This window comes from Bradyrhizobium sp. USDA 10063 (assembly GCF_054063735.1).
Genome location: NZ_JBSSGP010000002.1, coordinates 6083169 through 6105600, shown reverse-complemented (window position 1 = coordinate 6105600; position 22432 = coordinate 6083169). Strand labels below are relative to the sequence as shown.

Annotated in this window: 19 protein-coding genes and 2 pseudogenes; 14 read left to right on the top strand and 7 right to left on the bottom strand. The window is 64.2% G+C overall.

What is annotated here, in order from left to right:
- Positions 1–11: 11 nt before the first annotated feature.
- From ACVJGD_RS30965 to ACVJGD_RS30955, 3 genes and pseudogenes are all read left to right on the top strand, one after another.
- On the top strand, positions 12–1076 hold the full coding sequence (locus ACVJGD_RS30965; RefSeq protein ID WP_456637771.1) for an acyl-CoA dehydrogenase family protein: 1065 nt from the start codon (positions 12–14) through the stop codon (positions 1074–1076).
- A gap of 16 nt (positions 1077–1092) precedes the next feature.
- Positions 1093–2254 (top strand): annotated as a pseudogene (locus tag ACVJGD_RS30960) (acyl-CoA dehydrogenase family protein).
- Between the two features lie 195 nt (positions 2255–2449).
- The gene (locus ACVJGD_RS30955) at positions 2450–3250 is read left to right on the top strand and encodes an enoyl-CoA hydratase/isomerase family protein (protein ID WP_456637770.1); all 801 of its coding nucleotides are present in this window, start codon (positions 2450–2452) and stop codon (positions 3248–3250) included.
- A gap of 94 nt (positions 3251–3344) precedes the next feature.
- On the opposite strand, the gene ACVJGD_RS30950 is transcribed toward ACVJGD_RS30955, so the two are convergent.
- The 3 genes from ACVJGD_RS30950 to ACVJGD_RS30940 all read right to left on the bottom strand — a co-directional run bounded on the left by ACVJGD_RS30950 (position 3345) and on the right by ACVJGD_RS30940 (position 6247).
- Positions 3345–4097, bottom strand: coding sequence for a hypothetical protein (locus ACVJGD_RS30950; protein ID WP_456637769.1), 753 nt, complete (start codon positions 4095–4097; stop codon positions 3345–3347).
- A 3-nt stretch (positions 4098–4100) separates the two neighbouring features.
- On the bottom strand, positions 4101–4895 hold the full coding sequence (locus ACVJGD_RS30945) for an enoyl-CoA hydratase (RefSeq protein WP_456637768.1): 795 nt from the start codon (positions 4893–4895) through the stop codon (positions 4101–4103).
- 143 nt (positions 4896–5038) lie between these two features.
- Positions 5039–6247 carry an ABC transporter substrate-binding protein gene (locus ACVJGD_RS30940; RefSeq protein WP_456637767.1) on the bottom strand — a complete coding sequence of 403 codons (1209 nt, stop codon included), beginning with the start codon at positions 6245–6247 and terminating at the stop codon, positions 5039–5041.
- A gap of 532 nt (positions 6248–6779) precedes the next feature.
- Here ACVJGD_RS30940 and ACVJGD_RS30935 point away from each other — a divergent pair.
- Together ACVJGD_RS30935 and ACVJGD_RS30930 are read left to right on the top strand one after the other, a co-directional pair.
- On the top strand, positions 6780–7520 hold the full coding sequence (locus ACVJGD_RS30935) for a hypothetical protein (protein ID WP_456637766.1): 741 nt from the start codon (positions 6780–6782) through the stop codon (positions 7518–7520).
- Positions 7521–7664: 144 nt separating this feature from the next.
- Complete coding sequence (locus tag ACVJGD_RS30930; RefSeq protein ID WP_456637765.1) at positions 7665–8696, top strand: LysM peptidoglycan-binding domain-containing protein; 1032 nt, start codon at positions 7665–7667, stop codon at positions 8694–8696.
- 19 nt (positions 8697–8715) lie between these two features.
- Here ACVJGD_RS30930 and ACVJGD_RS30925 read toward each other — a convergent pair whose 3' ends face one another.
- Genes ACVJGD_RS30925 through ACVJGD_RS30915 form a run of 3 tightly spaced genes read right to left on the bottom strand, consistent with a single transcriptional unit; the run spans position 8716 to position 10963 of the window.
- Positions 8716–9342: a methyltransferase family protein gene (locus ACVJGD_RS30925; RefSeq protein ID WP_456637764.1), complete on the bottom strand. Its 627-nt coding sequence runs from the start codon at positions 9340–9342 to the stop codon at positions 8716–8718.
- A gap of 26 nt (positions 9343–9368) precedes the next feature.
- A complete protein-coding gene (locus ACVJGD_RS30920) occupies positions 9369–10418 on the bottom strand; it encodes an NAD-dependent epimerase/dehydratase family protein (protein WP_456637763.1) in 1050 nt (349 codons plus the stop codon).
- Positions 10419–10444: 26 nt separating this feature from the next.
- Entirely contained in the window at positions 10445–10963 is a 519-nt protein-coding gene (locus tag ACVJGD_RS30915; RefSeq protein ID WP_456637762.1) for an Mpo1 family 2-hydroxy fatty acid dioxygenase, read from the bottom strand.
- Between the two features lie 274 nt (positions 10964–11237).
- On the opposite strand from ACVJGD_RS30915, the pseudogene ACVJGD_RS30910 reads away from it, so the two are divergent.
- Positions 11238–11982: pseudogene (locus tag ACVJGD_RS30910) on the top strand (thermonuclease family protein).
- A gap of 253 nt (positions 11983–12235) precedes the next feature.
- Positions 12236–13648: a M48 family metalloprotease gene (locus ACVJGD_RS30905; protein ID WP_456640429.1), complete on the top strand. Its 1413-nt coding sequence runs from the start codon at positions 12236–12238 to the stop codon at positions 13646–13648.
- Positions 13649–13875: 227 nt separating this feature from the next.
- Here ACVJGD_RS30905 and ACVJGD_RS30900 read toward each other — a convergent pair whose 3' ends face one another.
- Entirely contained in the window at positions 13876–15186 is a 1311-nt protein-coding gene (locus ACVJGD_RS30900; RefSeq protein ID WP_456640428.1) for an MFS transporter, read from the bottom strand.
- Between the two features lie 183 nt (positions 15187–15369).
- Here ACVJGD_RS30900 and cyoA point away from each other — a divergent pair, with 183 nt between their 5' ends.
- The 7 genes from cyoA to ACVJGD_RS30865 are packed head-to-tail and all read left to right on the top strand — an operon-like array spanning position 15370 to position 22272.
- The gene (gene cyoA, locus ACVJGD_RS30895) at positions 15370–16539 is read left to right on the top strand and encodes a ubiquinol oxidase subunit II (protein ID WP_456637761.1); all 1170 of its coding nucleotides are present in this window, start codon (positions 15370–15372) and stop codon (positions 16537–16539) included.
- Between the two features lie 10 nt (positions 16540–16549).
- Complete coding sequence (gene cyoB, locus ACVJGD_RS30890; RefSeq protein WP_456637760.1) at positions 16550–18559, top strand: cytochrome o ubiquinol oxidase subunit I; 2010 nt, start codon at positions 16550–16552, stop codon at positions 18557–18559.
- Positions 18556–19185, top strand: coding sequence for a cytochrome o ubiquinol oxidase subunit III (cyoC, locus tag ACVJGD_RS30885; RefSeq protein ID WP_456637759.1), 630 nt, complete (start codon positions 18556–18558; stop codon positions 19183–19185). Before cyoB ends, cyoC begins: the two co-directional genes overlap by 4 nt.
- The gene (gene cyoD / locus ACVJGD_RS30880; RefSeq protein WP_456637758.1) at positions 19182–19565 is read left to right on the top strand and encodes a cytochrome o ubiquinol oxidase subunit IV; all 384 of its coding nucleotides are present in this window, start codon (positions 19182–19184) and stop codon (positions 19563–19565) included. Before cyoC ends, cyoD begins: the two co-directional genes overlap by 4 nt.
- Positions 19562–20386, top strand: coding sequence for an SURF1 family protein (locus ACVJGD_RS30875; protein WP_456637757.1), 825 nt, complete (start codon positions 19562–19564; stop codon positions 20384–20386). Before cyoD ends, ACVJGD_RS30875 begins: the two co-directional genes overlap by 4 nt.
- 10 nt (positions 20387–20396) lie before the next feature.
- Positions 20397–21749: an ATP-binding protein gene (locus ACVJGD_RS30870; RefSeq protein WP_456637756.1), complete on the top strand. Its 1353-nt coding sequence runs from the start codon at positions 20397–20399 to the stop codon at positions 21747–21749.
- A complete protein-coding gene (locus ACVJGD_RS30865; RefSeq protein ID WP_456637755.1) occupies positions 21739–22272 on the top strand; it encodes a response regulator transcription factor in 534 nt (177 codons plus the stop codon). Before ACVJGD_RS30870 ends, ACVJGD_RS30865 begins: the two co-directional genes overlap by 11 nt.
- Positions 22273–22432: the final 160 nt, after the last annotated feature.

The window sequence follows — 22432 nt, the reverse complement described above, 5'->3', positions numbered from 1 at the left end:
TGAGGAACGCCGTGGCGGAGAGTGAGAATATCGTCGTCGAGACTGCAGAGAAAATCTTTGCCGATCTCGCCGACGCCCAAACCATCAACAGTGACAAGACGGGAAGCTGGAAAGCGCCGCTGTGGCAGGCGCTGAGCGAGGCCGGCCTGCCGCTCGCCTGGGTGCCGGACGATCTCGGCGGCTCCGGCGCGAGCCTCGCCGAAGGCTTTGGCGTGCTCAACGCCGCCGGCCGGTTTGCGATCGCGGTCCCGCTCGCCGAGACCATGCTGGCGGGCTGGCTGCTGGCGCAGGCGAAGATCACCTCCCCCGACGGCGAGATGACCGTGGTGCCCGCGAGCCCGAAGGATCGCATCACACTCAACGCCGATGGCAGCCTGTCCGGCCGCGCCCGCGGCGTGGCGTTTGCCAAATCAGCAAAGCATTTTGCGGTGCTGGCGCATGGCAGTGGCGGCATCTCGATCGCGCTGGTCGACGCCGCCAAAGGCCGGATCGAGGCCGGTATAAATGTCGGCTACGACAACTCCGATACCGTGACACTGGACAAGGTCGAGCCCGTTACGATCAAGCCGGCGCCGAAGGGGTTCGAGCAGACCACGCTGATGCTGATGGGCGGGGTGGTCCGCAGCCTGCAGATCGCCGGCGCGCTGGAATCGATGCTCGACATTTCCGTGCGCTATTCCAACGAACGCGTCGCCTTCGAGAAGAAGATTTCGAAATTCCAGGCGGTGCAGCACAACCTCGCCCGCCTTGCCGGCGAGTCCGCCGCCGCGCTTGCGGCCGCAACCTCCGCAGCCGACGCGGTCGCGAATGCGACCTCCTTCGACGACGCGGTATACCTCGAAGCAGCGTCCGCGAAGATCCGCTGCGCGGAAGCAGCCGAGAAAGGTGGCGCCATCGCGCACCAGGTGCATGGCGCGATCGGCTTCACCATGGAGCACATCCTGCATCGCTATTCGCTGCGCGCGCTGGCCTGGCGTGACGACTTCGGCTCGGAAAGCCATTGGGCGGTCGAGCTCGGCAAGCGCGTCGCCGCCCGAGGCGCCGACGAATTGTGGCCGCTGGTGGCCTCGCGCTGACATCAGGGAAAGAGCCATGACCGCAGCCCTTCGTTTCGATCCGATCCGCCTGCCGGCTGAATGCGAGCAATTGCGCAAGGAAGTGCGCGCCTTCCTTGCCGAAGAGATCGCCGCCGGCACTTTCGATCCGAACAAGCCCAACCGCGAAGACACCGATGCGCCGGAATTCTCGCGTCGTGTCGGCGCCAAGGGTTGGCTCGGCATGACCTGGCCGAAAAAATATGGCGGCCAGGAGCGCTCGTTCCTGGAGCGCTATGTGGTGACCGAAGAGATGCGGGTCGCCAACGCGCCGACGCGTCGCTTCTTCGTCGCCGACCGCCAGAGCGGGCCGGTCCTGCTGAAATATGCGCCCGAGCATATCAAGATGGACATCCTGCCGCGCATCTGCCGCGGCGAGCTGTGCTTTGCGATCTGGCATGAGCGAGCCGAACTCCGGCTCCGACCTGTTCGCGGCGAAGACGCGCGCGACCAAGACCGACGGCGGCTATCTCATCAACGGCAGCAAGATCTGGACCTCCTCGGCGCATATCGCCGACTACATGATCGCGATCTTCCGCACCTCGCCGCCGACGAAAGAGAATCGCCGCCACGGCCTGACCCAGTTCCTGGTGAAGATGAAGCAGCCGGGCATCGAGGTGAACCCGATCGGCCAGATCACCGGGCAATTCGAATTCAACGAAGTCGTCTTCACCGACTATTTCGTGCCCGACGATCACGTGCTCGGCGAGATCGATGGCGCCTGGAAGCAGGCAACCAGCGAGCTCGCCTATGAACGTTCGGGCCCCGAGCGTTTCCTGGAGACCTATTACGTGCTGACCGAGCTCGTGCGCGCCGTCGGCGACAAGCCGGACACCCGCAGCGCCGAAGGCATCGGCCGCCTGGTGGCGCAGCTTCACACCATGCGCCGCATGTCGGTCTCGGTCGCCGGCATGCTGCAGGCCGGCAAGGAGCCGGTGGTGGAAGCCTCCATCGTCAAGGACATCGGCACAGTGTGGGAGCAGCAATTGCCGCACCGCGTGCGCGACCTCGCCGCCTTCGTCGAGGAGACCGCCTCCAATCGCGAGACGCTGGAGAAGCAGCTCGAGTTCGCAATCAGGACCGCGCCGAAACTGACGGTCCAGGGCGGCACCACCGAAGTGCTCCGCGGCATCATCGCGCGCGGGCTTGGCTTGCGGTAGCTTGGTTGTGAGTCCGACGATCGAGCCAAGCGCACAGTTCACCTCTCCCATAGTGAGATTTGCGCCAGCAAATCGGGTGAGGGGTTGTGCTCTCTCGAGGGACCTGAACCCCTCACCCGGCGCTCCGCGCCGACCTCTCCCTATGGGAGAGGTAAGCTGCCGCCGCTGAGATATTGAGTTCTATTGGAGACAGAGATGAGCAAATACACCGAAATCGGCGTCGAGAAGCACGGCCATGTCGGGCTGATCGAAATCCGCCGCCCGCCGCTGAATTTCTTCGATGTCACGCTGATCAACCAGATCGCTGATGCGCTGGAAGAATTCGACGCCGACATCGAGATCCGTAGCAGCGTGCTCGCCGCGCAAGGCAAGGCGTTCTGCGCCGGCGCCAATTTCAGCGATCCGGCGCGGCAGGAGCAGGAAGCGCGCGCCGAATCCGATCCGGCCGCCAATCTGCCGATCAACCATCTCTATGTGCAGGCGGTGCGCATCTTCCGCAACAAGAAGCCGATCGTCGCCGCCGTCCACGGCGCGGCCATCGGCGGCGGACTCGGACTTGCGGTCTCCGCCGATTTCCGCGTCACCTGCCCCGAGGCACGCTTCTCGGCGAACTTCACCAAGCTCGGCTTCCATCCCGGCTTCGGATTGACGTTCACGCTGCCCGAACTGATCGGCAAGAACAACGCGGAATTGATGTTCTATACCAGCCGCCGCGTCACCGGCGAGGAGGCCTATCGCTGGGGGCTCGCCAACGTGCTGGTGCCGCAGGATCAGGTGCGCGCTGAGGCGCTGAAGCTCGCGCAGGAGATCGCCGAATGCTCCCCGCTCGGCCTCGTCTCGACCCGCGCCACCATGCGCGGCGACCTCGCCGACCGCGTGCTCGCCGCCACCAACCATGAACTGATCGAGCAGACCAAGCTGCGCGCCACCGAAGATTTCAAGGAAGGCGTCAAAGCCACCGCCGAGCGCCGCGTCGCCAATTTCAAGGGGCGGTGACACGTTGCCGTAGGGTGGGCAAAGCGTAGCGTGCCCACCATCAAGCATTCGACTCGTGAAGGGTGGGCACGCTTCGCTTTGCCCACCCTACGCGTCAGTGCGTCAGGCGAAACGTGACGCCACCAAGCGAGAATTCATTGCTGGCCACGGTCAGCCCCTTCTTCGTCGCCGCATCGCGGACTTTCGCGACATCGGCCACCTTGAACGTCAGCGCGCTCATGATCTCGCTTTCGCCGTTGACGAAGCGGAAGCTGCAGTTCGGCAGACGCAGCTCCGCCTCGCCGCTCACCGGCCAATCGAGAATCCGCCCCCAATGCGCCGCCAGCGCGTGGGGCTCCGGGCTCCGCATTTCGATTTCCGTCAGCTTCTCCGTCACATCTTTTCGGATGTGCGTCTGCCACTCCGGCCCGGCCGGGGGATAGGGCCCCAGAACATCGTCGCTGCCATCGGTGTGATTGAACTCGATGAACGCGGCGCGGCAGTCGCGCGGGTGGAGCTGCACGCCGTGATAGGGCGCGTGCGTGATCACGTTCGCGGTGCGCACGCCGATGGCATTGGCATGCGCGCCGCGCGCGTCGGGATCGTCGCAGCAGAAGATCGCCATATAGCCGCCGCGGCCGCCGGTCTTCTCGATGAAGCGGCCCGCCGCCGTGCCCGGCTTGAACGGCGCCACCACTTCGAGAAGGATGGTGTCGACCGGCAGCAGCGCGTTCTCGAGCCCGTATTTCGCGACATTGTCGTCGCGATAGCAGACGCTCAGGCCCATGACATCGGCGATGTCAGAAATCACGGGCTCGAGCCGTGGTGCCACCAGGCAGATCTGGCGCAGCCTGAGACAGCCGGCCATCCTTTACTGGCCCTTGAAGACGGGCTTGCGCTTCTCGACAAACGCCTTGGCCGCTTCCTTGTGGTCGGCGGTCTCGCTGCAGCGGGTGTGATGGATGGCCTCGCCATCGAAGCAGTCCTCGAGCGACAGATGCTCGGCATTGTTGATGTTGCGCTTGATGAAGCCGAGCGCGATCGACGGCCCCTGCGCCAGCGACAGCGCGAGTTCGCGCGCCGACGCCTCGATCTCCGCATCCGGCACCACCTTGGTCACGACGCCGAGCGCATGCGCCTCTTTCGCAGTGAGGACCGGCGAAGTCAGATAGAGTTCGCGTGCCTTCGCGCTGCCGAGGAGCTGGGTCAGGAAGTAGGTCCCGCCATAGTCGCCGGAGAAGCCGACCTTGGCGAAGGCGGTCGTGATCTTGCAGGACTCGCTCGCCACGCGCAGGTCGCAGGACAGCGCGATCGAAAGCCCGGCGCCGGCCGCGGCGCCATCGAGCTGCGCCACCACGGGCTTCGGCATCTGATGCAGGATGCGCGAGACCTCCATGCCGCGGCGCAGATTGGCAAGCTTGGCCTCGAACGGCAGCGGCGCCCGGCCCTCCGCCATCGACTTCACGTCGCCGCCGACGCAGAAGGTGCCGCCGGCCCCCTTGATCAGCACCGCGCGCACCTCGTGATCCTCGGCCGCCCGCCGCGCCGCCTCGACCAGGCCGCGCGTCATGTCCGGGTTCAGCGCGTTGCGCCGCTCCGGGCGGTTCATGGTGATGGTGAGCAGGCCGTTGTCGAGGCTTTGCAGGACGATGCTGTTTTCAGTCATTTGGGTTACTTTCTTGGTTGTTGGTTGAAATTAAACCTGCCCGCACCGTCATTGCGAGCGAAGCGAAGCAATCCATGCTTCCGCAAGCTGATAAATGGATTGCTTCGTCGCTACGCTCCTCGCAATGAGGGCCACGCTTCCCATCACTTCTTCACCAGCGGGCAGCGCGAGTTCTCCAGCGGCTGGAACGCCTCGTTGCCCGGAACGGTCGCGAGCAGCTTGTAGTCGTCCCAGCGTCCCTTCGACTCGGATGGCTTCTTCACCTCGAACAGATACATGTCGTGCACCATGCGGCCGTCCTCGCGGATCCTGCCGTTCTTGGCGAACATGTCGTTGATCGGGGTCTCCTTCATCAGCTTCATCACGGCCGCCGGATCCGTGGTGCCCGCGGCTTTCACCGCTTTGAGGTAATGCGTCACGGACGAATAGACTCCTGCCTGCGCCGAGGTCGGCACGCGCTTGGTGCGTTCCATGAAGCGCTTGGTGAACGCGCGGGTGCCGTCGTTCAAATCCCAGTAGAAGGCTTCGGCGAGCAGCAGCCCCTGCGCGGTTTCGAGTCCGACGCTGTCGATGTCGGTCACGAAGGCGAGCAGCGGAGACAGTTTTTGTCCGCTCTTGGTCAGGCCGAATTCTGCCGCCTGCTTGATCGCGTTGATGGTGTCGCCGCCGGCATTGGCAAGCCCGATCACCTTGGCCTTCGAGGCCTGGGCCTGCAGCAGGAAGGACGAGAAGTCCGAGGTATTGATCGGGTGACGCACACTGCCCAGCACCTTGCCGCCGGTCTTGGCCACGACATTCGCCGTATCCTTCTCGAGATCCTGCCCGAAGGCGTAGTCGGCGGTCAGGAAGAACCAGGTGTCGAGGCCGGACTTCACCGCCGCCAGCCCCGTCACATTGGCCTGCGCGAAGGTGTCGAACACATAGTGCACCGTATAGGGCCCGCAGGCCTCGTTGGTGAGGCGAATCGAGCCGGGGCCGTTGAACATGATGATCTTGCCCCGCGCCTTGGCGATCTCGCCTGCGGCGAGCGCAGTGGCGGAAGCCGCGACGTCGAAGATCATCTCGACGCCCTGATTGTCGATCATGTCGCGCGCGATGTTGGCGGCAAGGTCTGCCTTGTTGAGGTGGTCGCCGACCACGACCTCGACCTTGCGGCCGAGCACCTCGCCGCCGAAATCCTCCACCGCCATCTTGGCGGCGGTTTCGCTGCCGGAGCCGGTGATGTCCGCGTAGAGGCTCGACATGTCGAGGATGCCGCCGATCTTGAGCGGCGGCGGTTTGCTCTGCGCCAGCGCCGCGGTGGCCGAGACCGCCAGCATGCAGGCCAACGCGCCCGCCAGAATTCGTTTCATGAAGCCCTCCCGATTCATCAGCCACATTGACTGCGGTCTACCATTTTGCGGTGCGATCATGCCGCATGGGATTGATGGCAGCAAGCGCGGTAACGCATGAATCCGTCTTTGGTTTTTCCGCTAAGCGGAATGATCTTCGGCATTGTCCGCCCGCATGCAATACCTCGATGTCCATCGAAGTTTGGTAGCGTTGCGGATCGCGGCCGCCAGACCGGCAGAGCTATGACCGCGGACCACCGCCCGCTCGGCAGCGGCTTGCAATCAAGCCCGCGGGCGCACCCGAACAAGCCGCAATCAAGAGCGCGTGCGCCGGGCGCAGACTTCGATTGCCTCCGGCTGGTCGCCATTTTCTCGCCAAGTTCCCGCCCATTCCCCTAGCTCACGACAAACACTGACGAATCCCGCAATCCGTGTTGCTCCCGAGACACGCCGCATGAGTAAAGCCACGCTGCGCGTACCGCTTTTGTTGCGGTTGCGAGCGCGCTGGGGGTACGGTCATCGGCAATATTCGGTAGCCCTTCGAGGAGGAGCCATGAACGCCTATCGCGGCCACACCGGACTGGTCGGCCGGCATTTGTTTCCGCGGCTGCGCGCGATCGCGACCGCGCTGTTGCTAGTGCTTCCGGTCGTCGCAAGCCCGGCGCAGGCTGCGCCGGAATCGGCGGCCGCTCGCGCCTCCACCGCCCACGTCTATCTGCTCCGTGGCGTCCTGAACATCTTCTCGCTGGGACTGGACGAAATCGCCGCGAAACTCGAGGCGCAGGGCATGCGAGTGACGATCACCAATTACGTCTTCTGGTCATCGCTCGCCAACGAGGCCGCGGCCGAATACCGCAGCGGCAAGATCAAGACCGTCATCCTGGTCGGCCACTCCTCGGGCGCGACCGCCCTGCCAGATATGGTCGCGAGGCTGGACCAGCTCGGCGTTCCCGTGCGGCTCGCAATCGGGCTCGACTCGGTGTTCCACACCAGCCTCTCCGGACGCGTCGGGAAATACATCAATTTCTACGTCGCCAACGGCGCCGGCACACCGGTCGAGCGGACCAGGGGATTCCAGGGCACGCTGGAGAACGTCAATGTGCAGAGCGTGCCGGGCGTCGGGCATCTGACGATCGAAAAGAGCCAGATCATGCAGCAGAAGGTGATCGGCGAGATTGATGCCGTGGTCTTCGGCCGGCCGAGTCCGGCATCCCCGACGAGGCGGCGGCAGCCGAGCGAGGCAAGCGCCGCCGTACCACGGGCGGCCGCCAGCACGGCTGCAGTTCGTAACTGATCAAGGGCTATCGGATTGCGGCGCGCAGGTTGCGCCGCAATTCTGCCAATTCCTGCGCGATAGTTCACCTTGAACGCGGGCAAGTGGCCTGCCGGCAATCAAGAGCCGGCGTATCTGCGCGCCGAAATCACAGGCGGAAGGCGCATGATCAATCCGAAACCGGTTATGGCCACTGTGTTCCGGGCGATGCTTGTCGCCTGCGTCTGGTCGGCTGGTTGCAATTTCACACTCGCCGCTCCGGCCGCAAAACAGCCCAATGCCGCTGCCGCGGTCGCCGCACCGCCGCCGCCCGCTCCGGAGCAGCCCGCGCCGACGCCACGGGTGCGCGCCTATCTCTTCCGCGGCGCCATGGGCCCGATCTTTTCACGCGGAATGGATCGACTGACCAGCCGGCTCCAGGAAGTCGGTGTCCAGGCCGACGTCAACGAGTTCACCATCTGCCGGCTCATCGCCGCCAGGGCCATCCGCGAATATAAGGAGGATCCGCTTCCGATCGTCCTGATCGGGCATTCGATGGGCGGGCTTTGCTCCATAATATTCGCGGATGTGCTGCGTGAGGAAAACATCCCGGTCAGCCTGATCGTCGCCATCGATCCGGCGCACGCGACCGGGAACGTGCCGCTCAATGTCGAGCGCTTCATCAATATCTTCCTCTCCGACAGCGTGCTGGGCGGCGGCGATGTCGTCGCCGAGCCGGGCTATCAGGGCCACTACGCAAGCTTCGACCTGAAGGACCACAAGGAAGTCACCCACATCAACATCGACAAGATGGATACCATCCACGACCAGTTGGTGAACGCGATCGTGCAACTCGGGACGACGCCGATGCAGGTCAAGGGCGAGACAGCGCCGTTGCGCTACGTCGTTCCGCCGGATGCGCCGCTCGAGCTATGGGACAGCGGCATTCCGCAAGTCGCCCGCGCAGGCGACACCTTGCAGAGCCTTGCGACCGCGAACCACGTCCCGCTGTGGTCGCTCACCCAGGCCAATCAGCTATCGGATAACGCCCCACTGACGGCCGGCCAGCGCATTGTCGTTCCGCGTCATCTCATGCCGGTCACACAGCAGCCCGCCACCACGGCGGCGGACGCGGCAAAGCAGCGACCGGCAACTCCCTCTCCTCGCTCTTCGCGTGGAGAAGCTTCGGGCGAGAAGTCGTCACCCCGAGCACGGTGAGAGATATCTGCGCCCGGCGCTAACCGGCCGGCAGGAACGGGATCAGCATCGGAACGCGCCGGCGATAGGATCCATATTCCTCCGCGCCGAGTTCGGCGCTGAGGAACACCTCCTCCATGCGGGCCTTCTGCGCCATGCCGAGCGAGATCAGCACCGCCCCCAGGATCGCCGTCACCGTCCCGATCGCAATGCCGGTGACCAGCATTCCCGCGATCAGGCCGGTGTAGATCGGGTGGCGCACGAGGCCATATGGCCCGGTGTCAATGACGTGGTGCCCTTCCTTGTGCGTGATCGCGTTCGACCAGAACCGTCCAAGATGGATTCGCGCCCACCAGGTGAAGGAGATTCCGGCGAGCGTCAAAAGCGCCATCACGTAGATGCCGAAGCTGCCGAACTGCCACAGCGGCTGCTCCCCCAGCACCTTTCCGGTCCATGGCAGGAACAGGATCGCACCTAAGAGAATGGGGATGCGATACCTCAGCGAGTCCGCAGTCATGACGTGCTTCTTGGTCTGGCCGGACCAGACCGAGGCCACGACCCAGCTAATGACCCATAGAATCCAGATGATGGCGAGCAACTGCGTGGGCCAGGTGGAGGTCCACCCGCTCAAGACAAACGCGAACCATTGACCAGAATCTTGCGACATATTGCGACCGTATCAGGCGGGTTGGATCAGACGCCAAACCGGCGCGTGGTATTGAACGATTGGGCGCTCGGGCTCGACACCGGTTCCCATTCCGCCTGATTGTGACCGGAGCCAAGCAGATGTGCAATGGTTTCGCGCAGCACGGGCTCGACGGGGCCGGGCGCATAGCCAAGTTCACGCTGCGCCTTTTCGATCGACAGCGCCTCCGCCCGCCGCGCGATCCGCACCCCTTCGGCCGTGCCGGACGGCGGCCGGCGGGTCACGTGATCGGCAACGAACTCCAGGATGCCGGCGGTGATCTCGGCAAAACGGCCATTCATCGCAAGGCGCGGCGTGCGCCGCCCGCTGACATGCGCCATGATTCGCAGCACCTGCCTTAGCGCGATGCTTTCGCCGCCGAGAATGTAGCGATGTCCGAACCGCCCACGTTCCATGGCAAGGATCAGCCCCGCCGCGACATCGCGCACGTCGACCAGGTTCACGACAAAATCCAGGTACAGTTGCACGCGCTGCTTCAGGAACAGCCGGAGCATCTCCGTCGGCGGCGTGAAATTGTGGTCGTGGGTTCCGATCGGCATCGTGGGACAGCCGATGACGACGGGATATCCGGATGCCGCCTCCTGCATCGCATAGCGTTCGGCGAGCATTTTCGAGCGCGTATAGGGCCCCGGCATGTCATCGGGCAGCAATGCATCGTCGGCCAGGCGATCGTCCGATCGCGACGCACGGAACAGGATCGATTCGGTGGAGCAGTGCAGGAGCCGCTTCACGCCGCGCTTGCGCGCAGTCCCGATCACGACCTCGGTGCCGCCGCAATTGACGTCGTGAAAATCGGCCTTCCGCGGCAGCCACATCCCGGGCAGGCCGGCAAGGTGATAGACCTCGTCGACACCGTCGACGGCGCTGTGCACGAGGTCGCGGTCAAGCACTGATCCCTTGACATACTCGACCTTCGGCATCGCCCGGGACGGCGGCTGCAGATCAAGCACGCGCACATCGCAACCCTTCGCGACAAGCGCCGAAACGAGGTGCTTGCCAATGAAGCCGTTACCGCCCGTAACCAGGATTCGTGTCATGCGGTGGGAAGCAGTACAGGCTGCAACTACTGGGAATACGACAGGGAATCTTGCGGAGGCTGGATAATGCTCGCGAGATCGTGCCGAAAGCCCAGTGCGATGAACAGTTTCGCCATCACGAACATCGGTCCGAGCAGCAGATGGGTGGGGTGGTCGGCCATCGAGGGTTTCCTGCGTTCGAACACCTGGTGCCCGATGATCTGCGATGCGACTCCGACGACAAGGAGGACCGCAGTAAGCGACCACATGCTCGTGGTGGTCACGTGATCGACGATCCAGGAGGCCGCCGACAGCAGGGCGACGGCCCCGCAAAAGATTCCAGCGCCAAGCGCGAGATCGAGCAGAAACCAATAGAACAGGACCGGCAGGACGGCGACGACGGCCGCGTTGACCTCAACTCCGAACAGGGTGAAGGACCACAGGCTGAGCGGGAGAACGGCCGCCAGGAACAGGAACACGATGCCGAATACATGCATCGCGCAATTCCAGGGATCACGATGATATTCGACGTAATCGGTCAACTGCCGCCGAAAATACGAGTTCATGCAGCACTTATCTTTCCTGTTGTGCCGGGACGCGCGGCAAGACTGGCTTGCGCGAACCCCAGCGCTCCGGCTTCATTGCTTGCCCCCGCCGACAGGGTGCTACTTATGCTCGCAATCAGCCTCAAGTCAAAATACCCCCGGGATGGTATGTCCCGCAGATCGGACGCGGATCGACGTCGTTGCGGAAAATCATGTCCTAATTCAGTCGACTAGCAGCGGCGTCATGACACGGGTCCGCAAAGTGACAGCGCATCACGCGAAATTTTGTGCACAAATGTTGCCGTTCTGCCTCATCCTCGCGGTGGTAACCGATTCCGCTCGAGCGTCGGGATGCGCTTTCGAAGCCCAGGGCGAGGGCCGCGTCGCTTCCGTGACTGATGCGCGCAGCTTTCGCCTCGAGGACGGTCGCGAGGTCCGCCTCGCCGGCATCGAGATTGCGGACCGGCAGAAAGGAGCCGCGGCCCTGTCGGCGCTGATCGTGGGACGCGACATCTCGCTGCAGGGCGAGGACGACACGCCGGACCGTTTACGGACGACAGCCAGCTTTCGCCTTTGTCTCGGGTTCTGACACTCCCGTGCAGAGCGAGCTATTGAGGCAGGGCCTGGCGATGGTGTCGCCCGAGGTGTCGAACCGGGATTGCGCCACGCTGCTGCTTGCCGCCGAGGCCGAGGCAAGGCAGGCCAAACGCGGAACCTGGGCCGACGCGTCGGCCATAAAAAACGCGGAAAGTCCGGGCGATATTTTGGCGGGGATCGGGCGCTTTGCGGTGGTCGAGGGGAAGGTCTTGTCCGTCCGCCAGGCGGGGGCAACCACCTACCTCAACTTCGGCCGGAACTGGACACGGGACTTTGCTGTGACTATTCCAAGGCGCATGATCCCGGCGCTCGAGGCGGCCGGGCTTGCGCCTAAGTCCCTCGAAAATCGAAGGATTCGTGTCCGCGGCTGGGTCGAAGCACGCAACGGGCCACGAATTGAACTGCTGCGGATGGGGCAGTTGGAAGTGCTCGGCGGGAATTAGGGCATGAACAAGGGGAAACGATTCTCCGAAAAGGTCGTGCTCAAACAGGCAGATGAGAGCATGATCCGGACGCGGAAAGCTCGTTCTTCCACGAATCATGCGCAAACAGGGATGGGGTCATGATCCGGCCGGCCGGACCGTGATATCTTGCGGCAGCTTGAGAGTAGCTGGTGTGATTGAGGGTGTACGACGGCGGGACAGGACGGGCCGTGGCCTTTCGGCTGCGCCGGCGCTGCTGTGCGCGGCCGCCCTGTTGTCCGCCTGCGGCAATCTCGGCATCGGCCGGATCGAAACCGCGGCTCCGGTCGCGACGCCCCAACCGAGGCCGAAGCCCACGGTAGCGCAGACGCCGGCGAGCGAACGCGAACATGAGCGGATCCTTGCCACCTATGGCGGTGCCTATGACGACCCGAAGCTGGAAGCCCTGATCAGCAAGACGGTCGATCGGCTGGTCGCCGCGTCCGACCGTCCCGACCAGGGCTACAAGGTCACAATCCTTAATTCCGGCGCGGTTAACGCTTTCGCGCTGCCGACCGGCCAGCTCTATGTCACGCGCGGCTTGATCGCCCTCGCCAGCGACACCTCGGAGTTGTCTTCCGTGCTGAGCCACGAGATGGCGCATGTGCTGGCCAAGCACGCCTCCATCCGCGAAGACCAGGCGCGGCAGGCGGCGGTGGTGACGCGCGTCGTCACCGACATGGGCAACGATCCCGAACTCACCGCGCTCGCCCTCGCCAAGACCAAGCTCACGATGGCGAGCTTCTCGCGTCAGCAGGAATTCGAGGCCGACGGCATCGGCGTCGGCATCGCCGCGCGCGCCCATTTCGATCCCTACGGCGCATCGCGCTTCCTCACCGCGATGGAGCGCAATGCGGCGCTGAAGGTCGGCAAGTCCTCGTTCGATCCGCGCGCGCAGGATTTCCTGTCCTCGCATCCGGCAACGCCTGAGCGCATCTCCAATGCGCAGGCCGCGGCGCGGCAATATACGGCACCCGAAGGTTCCGAGCGCGACCGCGAGACCTATCTCGCCGCGATCGACAACATCGTCTATGGCGAAGACCCGAGCGAAGGTTTCGTTCGCGGCCGCCGCTTCCTGCATCCCAAGCTCGGCTTCACCTTCCAGGCGCCTGAGAACTTCACGCTCGACAACACCGCGCAGGCGGTGATCGGCGTGCGCGAAGGCGGCACGCAGGCGATGCGCTTCGACGTGGTGCGGGTGCCGGCGGAGCAGTCGCTCGGCGACTACCTCAACTCGGGCTGGATGGAAGGCGTCGACAAGGCTTCGACGGAAGACATCACCGTCAACGGCTTCCCGGCGGCGTCCGCCACCGCGCGTGGCGACCAGTGGCAGTTCAAGGTCTACGCGCTGCGCTTCGGCAGCGACGTCTATCGCTTCATCTTCGCGGCCAAGCAGAAGACGACCGAGAGCGAGCGTAATGCGCGGGAGACGGTCAATTCGTTCCGGCGCCTGACGCTTGAGGAAATCCAGGCCGCGCGCCCGCTGCGCATCAAGGTCATCACCGTGCAACCCGGCGACACCGTGGAATCGCTCTCGCACCGCATGGGCGGCGTCGACCATCCCGCCGACCGCTTCCGCGTCCTCAACGGGCTCGACGCCCACGCCCAGGTCAAGCCGCGCGACCGCGTGAAGATCGTGGTGGAGTAGCGTAGCGTTTTCGAGCGAAGTGGATACCGGCCCGCGTGATCTTCACCTCTCCCGCTTGCGGGAGAGGTCGGATCGCATCGTCAGATGCGATCCGGGTGAGGGCTTTCCCTTCTTGGGGATTCCCAATGTGGAGACACCCCCACCCCGGCCCTCCCGGAGCGAGCTATGCTCGTCTCCCCCGCAAGCGGGAGAGGGAGCGCAGCATTCCTCGCGGATGCAGTTCGCCCTTACTCGATGATGTTTTCGCGCAATCCGCTGAGCCAAAGTGCCAGCAGCGTCCACACCGCGCCGGACAGGAGATAAGCGCCAGCGGACATCAGGCCGAAATGGGTCGCGAGCAGCAGCGCAGCCAGCGGCGCAAACCCCGCGCCGAACAGCCAGGCGAGGTCCGAGGTCAGCGCGGAAGCGGTGTAGCGGTACATCGGCGCGAAGCTGGAGGCGATCGCGCCCGAAGACTGGCCGAACGACAGTCCCAGCAGGATGAAGCCCAGCACCATGTAGATGGTTTCACCAACAGGACCGGCATCGAGCAGTTGCGGAGCGAAGCCGCTATAGACCGCGATCGCGATCGCCGAGCCGATCAGCAGTGACTTTCGTCCGACGCGATCGGCGATCAATCCCGAAGCCACGATCGCGACGACGCCAAAAGCGGCGCCGACCATTTCGATGACGAGAAACCGCACCGGGCTCTCGCGGGTGAACAGGAAGATCCAGGACAGCGGAAACACCGTGACCATATGGAACAGCGCAAAGCTCGCCAGCGGCGCGAAAGCGCCGAGCAGAATGTTGCGCCCCTCGCTGCGAACCGTGTCCGTGATGCGGGCCGGCTGCAATTCGCGGGTCTCGAACAGCGAATCATATTCCGGCGTCGCCACCATGCGCAGCCGCGCGAACAGGGCGACCACGTTGATCGCGAACGCGACGAAGAACGGGTAGCGCCAGCCCCAGTCGAAGAAATCTTCCGCGGACAGGTTGCCGGCAAAGTAAGCGAACAGCGCGCTTGCCACGATCAGTCCGAGCGGCGCGCCGAGCTGCGGCACCATTGCATACCAGCCGCGATGATGCCGCGGCGCATTGAGCGCGAGCAGCGAGGCAAGGCCGTCCCAGGCCCCGCCCCAGGCCAGGCCCTGGATGGCGCGCGCCAGCGCCAGCAGCCAGATCGCGAACACGCCGATCGTCTCATAGCCGGGCAGGAAGGCGAGTGCGACCGTCGCAGTCCCCAAGAGGAACAGCGCGATGATCAGCTTGGCGCTCTTGCCGTAGTGGCGGTCGATCGTCATGAAGATGACGGTGCCGAGCGGACGCGCCACGAAGGCAAGCGCGAAGATGGCGAAAGAATAAAGTGTCCCCGTCAACTCGTTCGTGAAGGGGAACACCAGGCGCGGAAACACGATCACTGACGCGATCGCATAGACGAAGAAATCGAAGAATTCGGACGTGCGGCCGATGATGACGCCGATGGCGATCTCCCCGGGGTGCGCCGGTTCGTGACCTTTCGTCACCGGGTGGCCGTGAGCCATTGCAGGGGCCTGTGTCATCGCCATCGTGCCTATGCCGTCCTTGATTGCGCCGGCCGCGGGGCGGTCTTGCCCTGGCGGCCGAAAAACCGCTGTTTGAGCCGCTATTGCGCACTGCAACATTGGACAAATTGTCCAATGTCCTCCTTGTTGCATCGCAGCTACCCCTTGTTCCACATAGGAAAATTCCAACAAGGTTCCACCGTGCGTGTCTTGAGGATTCTGGCATTGCTGCCGCTCGCAGCCGCTCTTTCAGGTTGCGATTTCGTCGTGCTGGCCCCGGCCGGCGACGTGGCCGTGCAACAGCGCGACCTGGTCGTGATCTCCACCGTTCTGATGCTTTTGATCGTCCTGCCGGTAATGGCGCTGACCGCGCTGTTCGCCTGGCGCTACCGGCAGTCGAACACATCGGCCCGCTATGAGCCCGAGTGGGACCATTCCACCCAGCTCGAGCTCGTCATCTGGTCGGCGCCGCTCCTGATCATCGTGTGCCTGGGCGCGTTGACCTGGATGGGCACCCATTTGCTCGATCCCTACCGCGCACTCGGCCGCATTGCCGCCGACCGCCCGATCGAGGCGCAGGACAAGCCGCTCAATGTCGAGGTGGTCGCGCTCGACTGGAAATGGCTCTTCATCTATCCGGAATACGGCGTCGCGACCGTCAACGAGCTCGCAGCTCCGATCGATCGCCCGATTCGTTTCAGCATCACGGCTTCCTCCGTGATGAACTCCTTCTACATCCCGGCGCTGGCCGGCCAGGTCTATGCCATGCCGGGCATGGAGACGAAGCTGCACGCCGTGACCAACAAGCCCGGCGTCTACAAGGGCTTCTCCGCCAATTACAGCGGCGCCGGCTTCTCCGGGATGCACTTTGCATTCCATAGCCTGTCGGCTGCCGACTTCGACAAATGGATCGCCGGCGTGAAGGCGAGTGGCAGCATGCTCGGCCGCAGCGACTACCTCGTGCTCGAACGTCCGAGCGCCAACGAGCCGGTCCGCCGCTACGGCACCGTCGATCACGACCTGTTCAAGGCGATCGTCAACATGTGCGTCGAGCCCGGCAAGATGTGCGCAAGCGAGATGATGGCGATCGACGCCAAGGGCGGGCTCGGTCGCGAAGGGCTGAACAACACGCTGCCGCTTGCTTACGACAAATATGCCCGCCGCGGCGCCGTGTTCGGGCCCGAGCCGACCTATGTGGCGGGCATCTGCTCGGTCGACGAATTGAAGGGGCAATCGTCGCAGGAGAGCGCCCTCGTCCCGTTCGACGCGACGCCGCTGCGCGGGGCCGGCCTCAAGCGTCCGCCGTTCTCGCCCGCCAATCCGTCCTCGACATCCCTTCTCCTCGGACCGCGTCCGAAATCAGACTCCTAAAGAGCGCCGCATGTTCGACACTTCCTCCCTCGCCAAAGCGATTTTCGGCCGCCTGACACTGGAATCGCTGCCGCTGCATGAACCGATCGTCGTCGGCACCTTCATCGTGGTCGCACTCGGCGGCATCGCCCTGCTCGGCGCGGTCACCTATTTCCGGCTGTGGGTCTATCTGTGGCGCGAGTGGTTCACCACCGTCGACCACAAGCGCATCGGCATCATGTACATGATCCTCGGCATCGTGATGCTGCTGCGCGGCTTTGCCGACGCCCTCATGATGCGCCTGCAGCAGGCGATCGCCTTTGGCGGATCCGAAGGCTATCTCAACGCCCACCACTACGATCAGATCTTCACCGCGCATGGCGTGATCATGATCTTCTTCGTCGCCATGCCGCTGGTCACCGGACTGATGAACTATGTGGTGCCGCTGCAGATCGGCGCGCGCGACGTCTCGTTCCCCTTCCTCAACAATTTCAGCTTCTGGATGACCGTGGGCGGCGCGGTGCTGGTGATGCTGTCGCTGTTCATCGGCGAGTTCGCCCGCACCGGCTGGCTCGCTTATCCGCCACTGTCGAATATCGGCTACAGTCCCGATGTCGGCGTCGACTACTACATCTGGGGGCTGCAGGTGGCCGGCGTCGGCACGACGCTATCAGGCATCAACCTGATCTGTACCATCGTCAAGCTGCGCGCGCCCGGCATGACGATGATGAGGATGCCGGTCTTCACCTGGACCTCGCTGTGCACCAACGTCCTCATCGTCGCCTCCTTCCCGGTGCTGACGGCGGTCCTGGCGCTGCTGTCGCTCGATCGCTACGTCGGCACCAACTTCTTCACGAACGACTTCGGCGGCAGCCCGATGATGTACGTGAACCTGATCTGGATCTGGGGCCACCCGGAGGTCTACATCCTGGTGCTGCCGGCGTTCGGCATTTTCTCCGAGGTAACCTCGACGTTCTCGGGCAAGCGGCTGTTCGGCTACACCTCGATGGTCTACGCCACCGTCGTCATCACGATCCTGTCCTATCTGGTCTGGCTGCATCACTTCTTCACGATGGGCTCGGGCGCCAGCGTGAATTCCTTCTTCGGCATCACCACCATGATCATCTCGATCCCGACGGGGGCGAAGATGTTCAACTGGCTGTTCACGATGTATCGCGGCCGCATCCGCTTCGAATTGCCGATGATGTGGACGATCGCATTCATGCTCACCTTCGTGATCGGCGGCATGACGGGCGTGCTGCTGGCGGTGCCGCCGGCCGACTTCGTCCTGCATAACAGCCTGTTCCTGGTCGCGCATTTCCACAACGTGATCATCGGCGGCGTGGTGTTCGGCGCGTTTGCCGGCATCACCTACTGGTTTCCGAAGGCGTTCGGCTTCAGACTCGATCCGTTCTGGGGCAAGCTGTCGTTCTGGTTCTGGGTGGTGGGCTTCTATTTCGCCTTCATGCCGCTCTACGTGCTCGGTCTGATGGGCGTCACCCGCCGCCTGCGGGTGTTCGACGACCCGAGCCTGCAGATCTGGTTCGTCATCGCCGGGATCGGCGCATTCCTGATCTTCCTCGGCATCCTTTCGATGCTGGTGCAAATCGCGGTGAGCATTCTCAAGCGCGAGGCGCTCAAGGATGGGACCGGCGACCCCTGGAATGCACGAACGCTGGAATGGGCGACCTCGTCGCCGCCGCCAGATTACAATTTCGCTTTCACCCCCGTCGTCCACGACAATGACGCCTGGTGGGACATGAAGCGCCGCGGCTATCGGCGTCCACTCACCGGGTTCAAGCCGATCCACATGCCGAGCAACACCGGCACGGGGGTCATCCTCGCCGCGCTGGCTACCGCGATGGCGTTCGGCCTGATCTGGTACATCTGGTGGCTGGCTGCCGTGAGCTTCATCGCCCTGCTCGCGGTCGCGATCGGCCACACCTTCAACTATCACCGCGACTATCACATCCCGGCCAACGAGGTGGTTCGGGTGGAAGATGCGCGCACGCAACTGCTTGCCGCTGGAGCCAAGTCATGACACTCGCAGTCGTCCCTCCACAGAATTCCGAACCGGTCTTCTACGTCGTCGACGAGCACGAGCATCCCGAAGGCGCGAGCACCATGCTCGGCTTCTGGATCTACCTGATGAGCGACTGTCTCATCTTCGCGATGCTGTTCGCCACTTTTGGCGTGCTCGGCGGCAACTACGCGGCAGGCCCGGCGCCAAAGGACCTGTTCGATCTGCCGCTGGTCGCGGTCAATACCTCGATGCTGCTGCTGTCGTCGATCACCTATGGTTTCGCGATGCTGGCGATGGAGAAGTCGCGCGTCCGCGCGATGCAGGCCTGGCTCGTGGTGACCGGGCTGTTCGGCCTCGCGTTCATCGGCATTGAGCTGTCCGAATTCGCCCACATGATTCACGAGGGCGCGACGCCACAGCGCAGCGCCTTCCTGTCGTCCTTCTTCACGCTGGTCGGCACCCACGGCCTGCACGTCACCTTCGGCCTGGTATGGCTGGTGACGCTGATGGTGCAGGTCGCCCGCTTTGGCCTGATCGAGGCCAACCGCAGGCGGTTGATGTGCCTTTCCATGTTCTGGCACTTCCTCGACGTGGTCTGGATCGGCGTCTTCACCTTTGTCTACCTGATGGGAATGCTCCGATGAAAGCCGAGACTCACGCCCTGCAACCCACATCCGACGCGCATGGCCATGGCGAGCACCATGCCCACGGCTCACGGGAAAGCTACCTGATCGGCTTCGGCCTCTCCGTCATCCTGACCGCGATCCCGTTCTGGCTGGTGATGGCCGGGGTGCTCGACAAGCAGCTCACCGGGCTTGCCATCACGCTGCTGGCGGCGGTCCAGATCGTGGTTCACATGGTGTACTTCCTGCACATGAACACCCGCTCCGAGGGCGGCTGGACCATGCTGGCGCTGATCTTCACCATCATCATGGTGGTGATCGGGCTGACCGGATCGCTGTGGGTCATGCACCACCTCAACGTCAACATGATGCCGGGGCACGATATGAGCACCATGCCGTGACGGCGCGACCCTCTGCGCTCTCGCTGCTGCTGATCGCCCTCGCGGCGCTGGGTGTCGTTGTGCTGACCGCGCTCGGCGTGTGGCAGCTCGAGCGCAGGACGTGGAAGCTGGCGCTGATCGACCGGGTCGAGCAGCGCCAGCATGCGGCCCCGCAGCCACTGCCCGCGCCCGCGGCATGGCACGCGATCACCGCGTCAAGCGACGAATACCGGCGCGTGACCGTCACCGGCCATTTCCTGCATGAGCGCGAGACGCTGGTGGCGGCGGTGACGGACTACGGCCGCGGCTTCTGGGTCCTGACGCCGCTGCAGACGACGGACGGGGCCACGGTCCTGGTCAATCGCGGCTTTGTCCCCCCGGAGCGGCGGGATCCTTGGACGCGGCGGGAGGGGAATCCGGCCCGAGTGGTGAGCGTCACCGGCCTGCTGCGGATCACCGAGCCAAAGGGCGCCTTCCTGCACGCAAACAACCCGGCGGCAAACCGCTGGTACTCGCGCGACGTCGCCGCAATCGCCGCGGCGCGTGGACTGTCGCAGGTCGCGCCCTTCTTCATCGATGCCGACGCGGCCCCCAACGGCGGCGGCTACCCGATCGGCGGGCTGACGGTCGTCCGGTTCCCGAACAACCATCTGATTTACGCGCTGACATGGTTCGCCATGGCCTTTATGCTGGCGGCCGCACTCCTGCGCGCTTTGCGCGTCAGGGACCATGTCCGCGACTTCGATGCGCGGCGCGATGCCGTGCGGAGCCTGGTGGCCGCCGCACGCAATTTGTCTCGCAAGACGGGCCCAGATGCTCGAGCGCATATCGGATCAGCATGACCACGAGAAAATGACGGGCGAGCCTATGACGCTGTCGGCCAGGGCCGGCGCCGGCACGGCCCCGATCGCGCTGGATGCGCCCAAATCGACGGACGACACGACCAACCGCAAGAACATGGCGCTGCTGATCCAGCTCCGCTGGATCGCGGTGGTCGGCCAGATCGTGACGATCGCACTCGTCGACCAATGGCTCGGCATTGCGCTGCCGCTCCTGCCGATGGCCGGCGTGATCGCAGCCCTCGTGGCGCTCAACCTGCTGAGCCTGGTCTGGGTCCGCTACCGGGCGGAGATCAACAACCGCGAACTCCTGCTGGCGCTGATGCTCGACGTCGCTGCATTGACCGGCCAGCTCTATTTGAGCGGCGGGGCCACCAATCCGTTCACGTCGCTCTATCTGCTGCAGGTGACGCTCGGCGCGGTCCTGCTCGATGCGCGCTCGACCTGGTCGCTGGTCGCGCTTGCCTGCTTGAGCTTCGCCGGGCTAACGATCGCCCATCGCCCGCTCGGGCTGCCGCAGCACGGCTTCACCGATCCGTTCAGCCTCCATGTTGCCGGCATGTTCATCGGCTTCGCGCTCAATGCCGTCCTGCTCGTGGTGTTCGTGACACGCATCAACCGCAACTTGAGGGAACGCGATGCGAATTTGGCCGCGCTGCGCCAGCACGCCGCCGAGCAGGATCACATCGTCCGGATGGGCCTGCTTGCGTCCGGGGCGGCGCACGAGCTCGGCACCCCGCTGGCGTCGCTGTCGGTGATCCTGAGCGACTGGCGTCGCATGCCCGCGCTCACATCGAATCCGGAATTGTCAGACGACCTCGCCGAGATGGAGACGTCGCTGCAGCGGTGCAAGTCGATCGTGACGGGCATTCTCGTCTCCGCCGGCGAGGCGCGCGGCGAAGAATCGTCGCCGACCACGGTGACGGCTTTTCTCGCGGCGCTGGTCGAGGAGTGGCGCAGCACGCGCCCGTCGGCCACGCTGTACTTCCGGAACGAGTTCGGCACCGACCTGCCTGTTGTCTCAGAGGTCGCGCTCAAGCAGGCGATCTTCAACGTGCTCGACAATTCCGCCGAAGTATCGCGCGACTGGATCGAGCTCGCGGCCGAGCGCGCCGGCGACAAGCTCGTGCTGTCGGTCACCGATCGCGGACCGGGTTTTGCGCCGGAAATGCTGGCGCAGTTGGGCAAGCCCTATCAATCGAGCAAGGGACGCCCGGGAAGCGGCCTCGGCCTGTTCCTGGTCGTGAACGTCGTGCGCAAGCTCGGCGGCGTCGTCACGGCGCGAAACAACGCAGAAGGAGGCGCAACCATCAGCCTCGAACTGCCGCTGGCAACGCTTGCGATCGGAGGCGGCCTTGGCGGATGAACGGCTGCTTTTGATCGTGGAAGACGATGAGGGCTTTGCCCGCACGCTCAAACGTTCGTTCGAGCGGCGCGACTATCAGGTCGTCGTGGCGGCCTCGCTCGACGAGGCCCGGGGTGTGCTCGACGAGAAAACGCCCGGCTATGCCGTGGTGGATCTCAAGCTCGGCGGCGCCTCGGGACTGGCCTGCGTTGAAGCGCTGCATGCGCACGACCCGGAGATGCTGATCGTTGTGCTGACCGGGTTTGCCAGCATCGCCACTGCGGTGGAAGCCATCAAGCTTGGCGCCTGTCATTATCTCGCCAAGCCGTCGAACACCGACGACATCGAAGCCGCCTTCCGCAAGGCGGAAGGCAACGCCGATATCGAGGTGGCCGCGCGTCCCACCTCGATCAAGACCCTGGAATGGGAGCGCATTCACCAGACCCTGATCGAGACCGACTTCAACATCTCGGAAGCCGCACGCCGGCTCGGCATGCACCGCCGGACCCTCGCCCGAAAGCTGGAAAAGCGTCAGGTGAAGTGATGAGAGCGTTTTCGAGCGAAGCAAGTCGATAAGCGGCGTGCGCGGTTCGCCGGGACGACTTAGTGAGCCAAACATCGTCACATCATGGACTGCGGGTCCGGCGCAGTCGTGAGGCTCAACCACAGTTCTCCATGTAGCCGCCGGCCAGTTATCGGTCCAG

Excerpts from the sequence above, each read along its gene's own strand:
- ACVJGD_RS30955 (WP_456637770.1), top strand. The coding sequence starts at position 2,450 with ATGAGCAAATACACCGAAATCGGCGTCGAGAAGCACGGCCATGTCGGG.
- ACVJGD_RS30950 (WP_456637769.1), bottom strand. The coding sequence starts at position 4,097 with ATGGCCGGCTGTCTCAGGCTGCGCCAGATCTGCCTGGTGGCACCACGG.
- ACVJGD_RS30945 (WP_456637768.1), bottom strand. The coding sequence starts at position 4,895 with ATGACTGAAAACAGCATCGTCCTGCAAAGCCTCGACAACGGCCTGCTC.
- ACVJGD_RS30940 (WP_456637767.1), bottom strand. The coding sequence starts at position 6,247 with ATGAAACGAATTCTGGCGGGCGCGTTGGCCTGCATGCTGGCGGTCTCG.
- ACVJGD_RS30935 (WP_456637766.1), top strand. The coding sequence starts at position 6,780 with ATGAACGCCTATCGCGGCCACACCGGACTGGTCGGCCGGCATTTGTTT.
- ACVJGD_RS30930 (WP_456637765.1), top strand. The coding sequence starts at position 7,665 with ATGATCAATCCGAAACCGGTTATGGCCACTGTGTTCCGGGCGATGCTT.
- ACVJGD_RS30925 (WP_456637764.1), bottom strand. The coding sequence starts at position 9,342 with ATGTCGCAAGATTCTGGTCAATGGTTCGCGTTTGTCTTGAGCGGGTGG.
- ACVJGD_RS30920 (WP_456637763.1), bottom strand. The coding sequence starts at position 10,418 with ATGACACGAATCCTGGTTACGGGCGGTAACGGCTTCATTGGCAAGCAC.
- ACVJGD_RS30915 (WP_456637762.1), bottom strand. The coding sequence starts at position 10,963 with ATGAACTCGTATTTTCGGCGGCAGTTGACCGATTACGTCGAATATCAT.
- ACVJGD_RS30900 (WP_456640428.1), bottom strand. The coding sequence starts at position 15,186 with ATGACACAGGCCCCTGCAATGGCTCACGGCCACCCGGTGACGAAAGGT.
- cyoB (WP_456637760.1), top strand. The coding sequence starts at position 16,550 with ATGTTCGACACTTCCTCCCTCGCCAAAGCGATTTTCGGCCGCCTGACA.
- cyoC (WP_456637759.1), top strand. The coding sequence starts at position 18,556 with ATGACACTCGCAGTCGTCCCTCCACAGAATTCCGAACCGGTCTTCTAC.
- cyoD (WP_456637758.1), top strand. The coding sequence starts at position 19,182 with ATGAAAGCCGAGACTCACGCCCTGCAACCCACATCCGACGCGCATGGC.
- ACVJGD_RS30870 (WP_456637756.1), top strand. The coding sequence starts at position 20,397 with ATGACGGGCGAGCCTATGACGCTGTCGGCCAGGGCCGGCGCCGGCACG.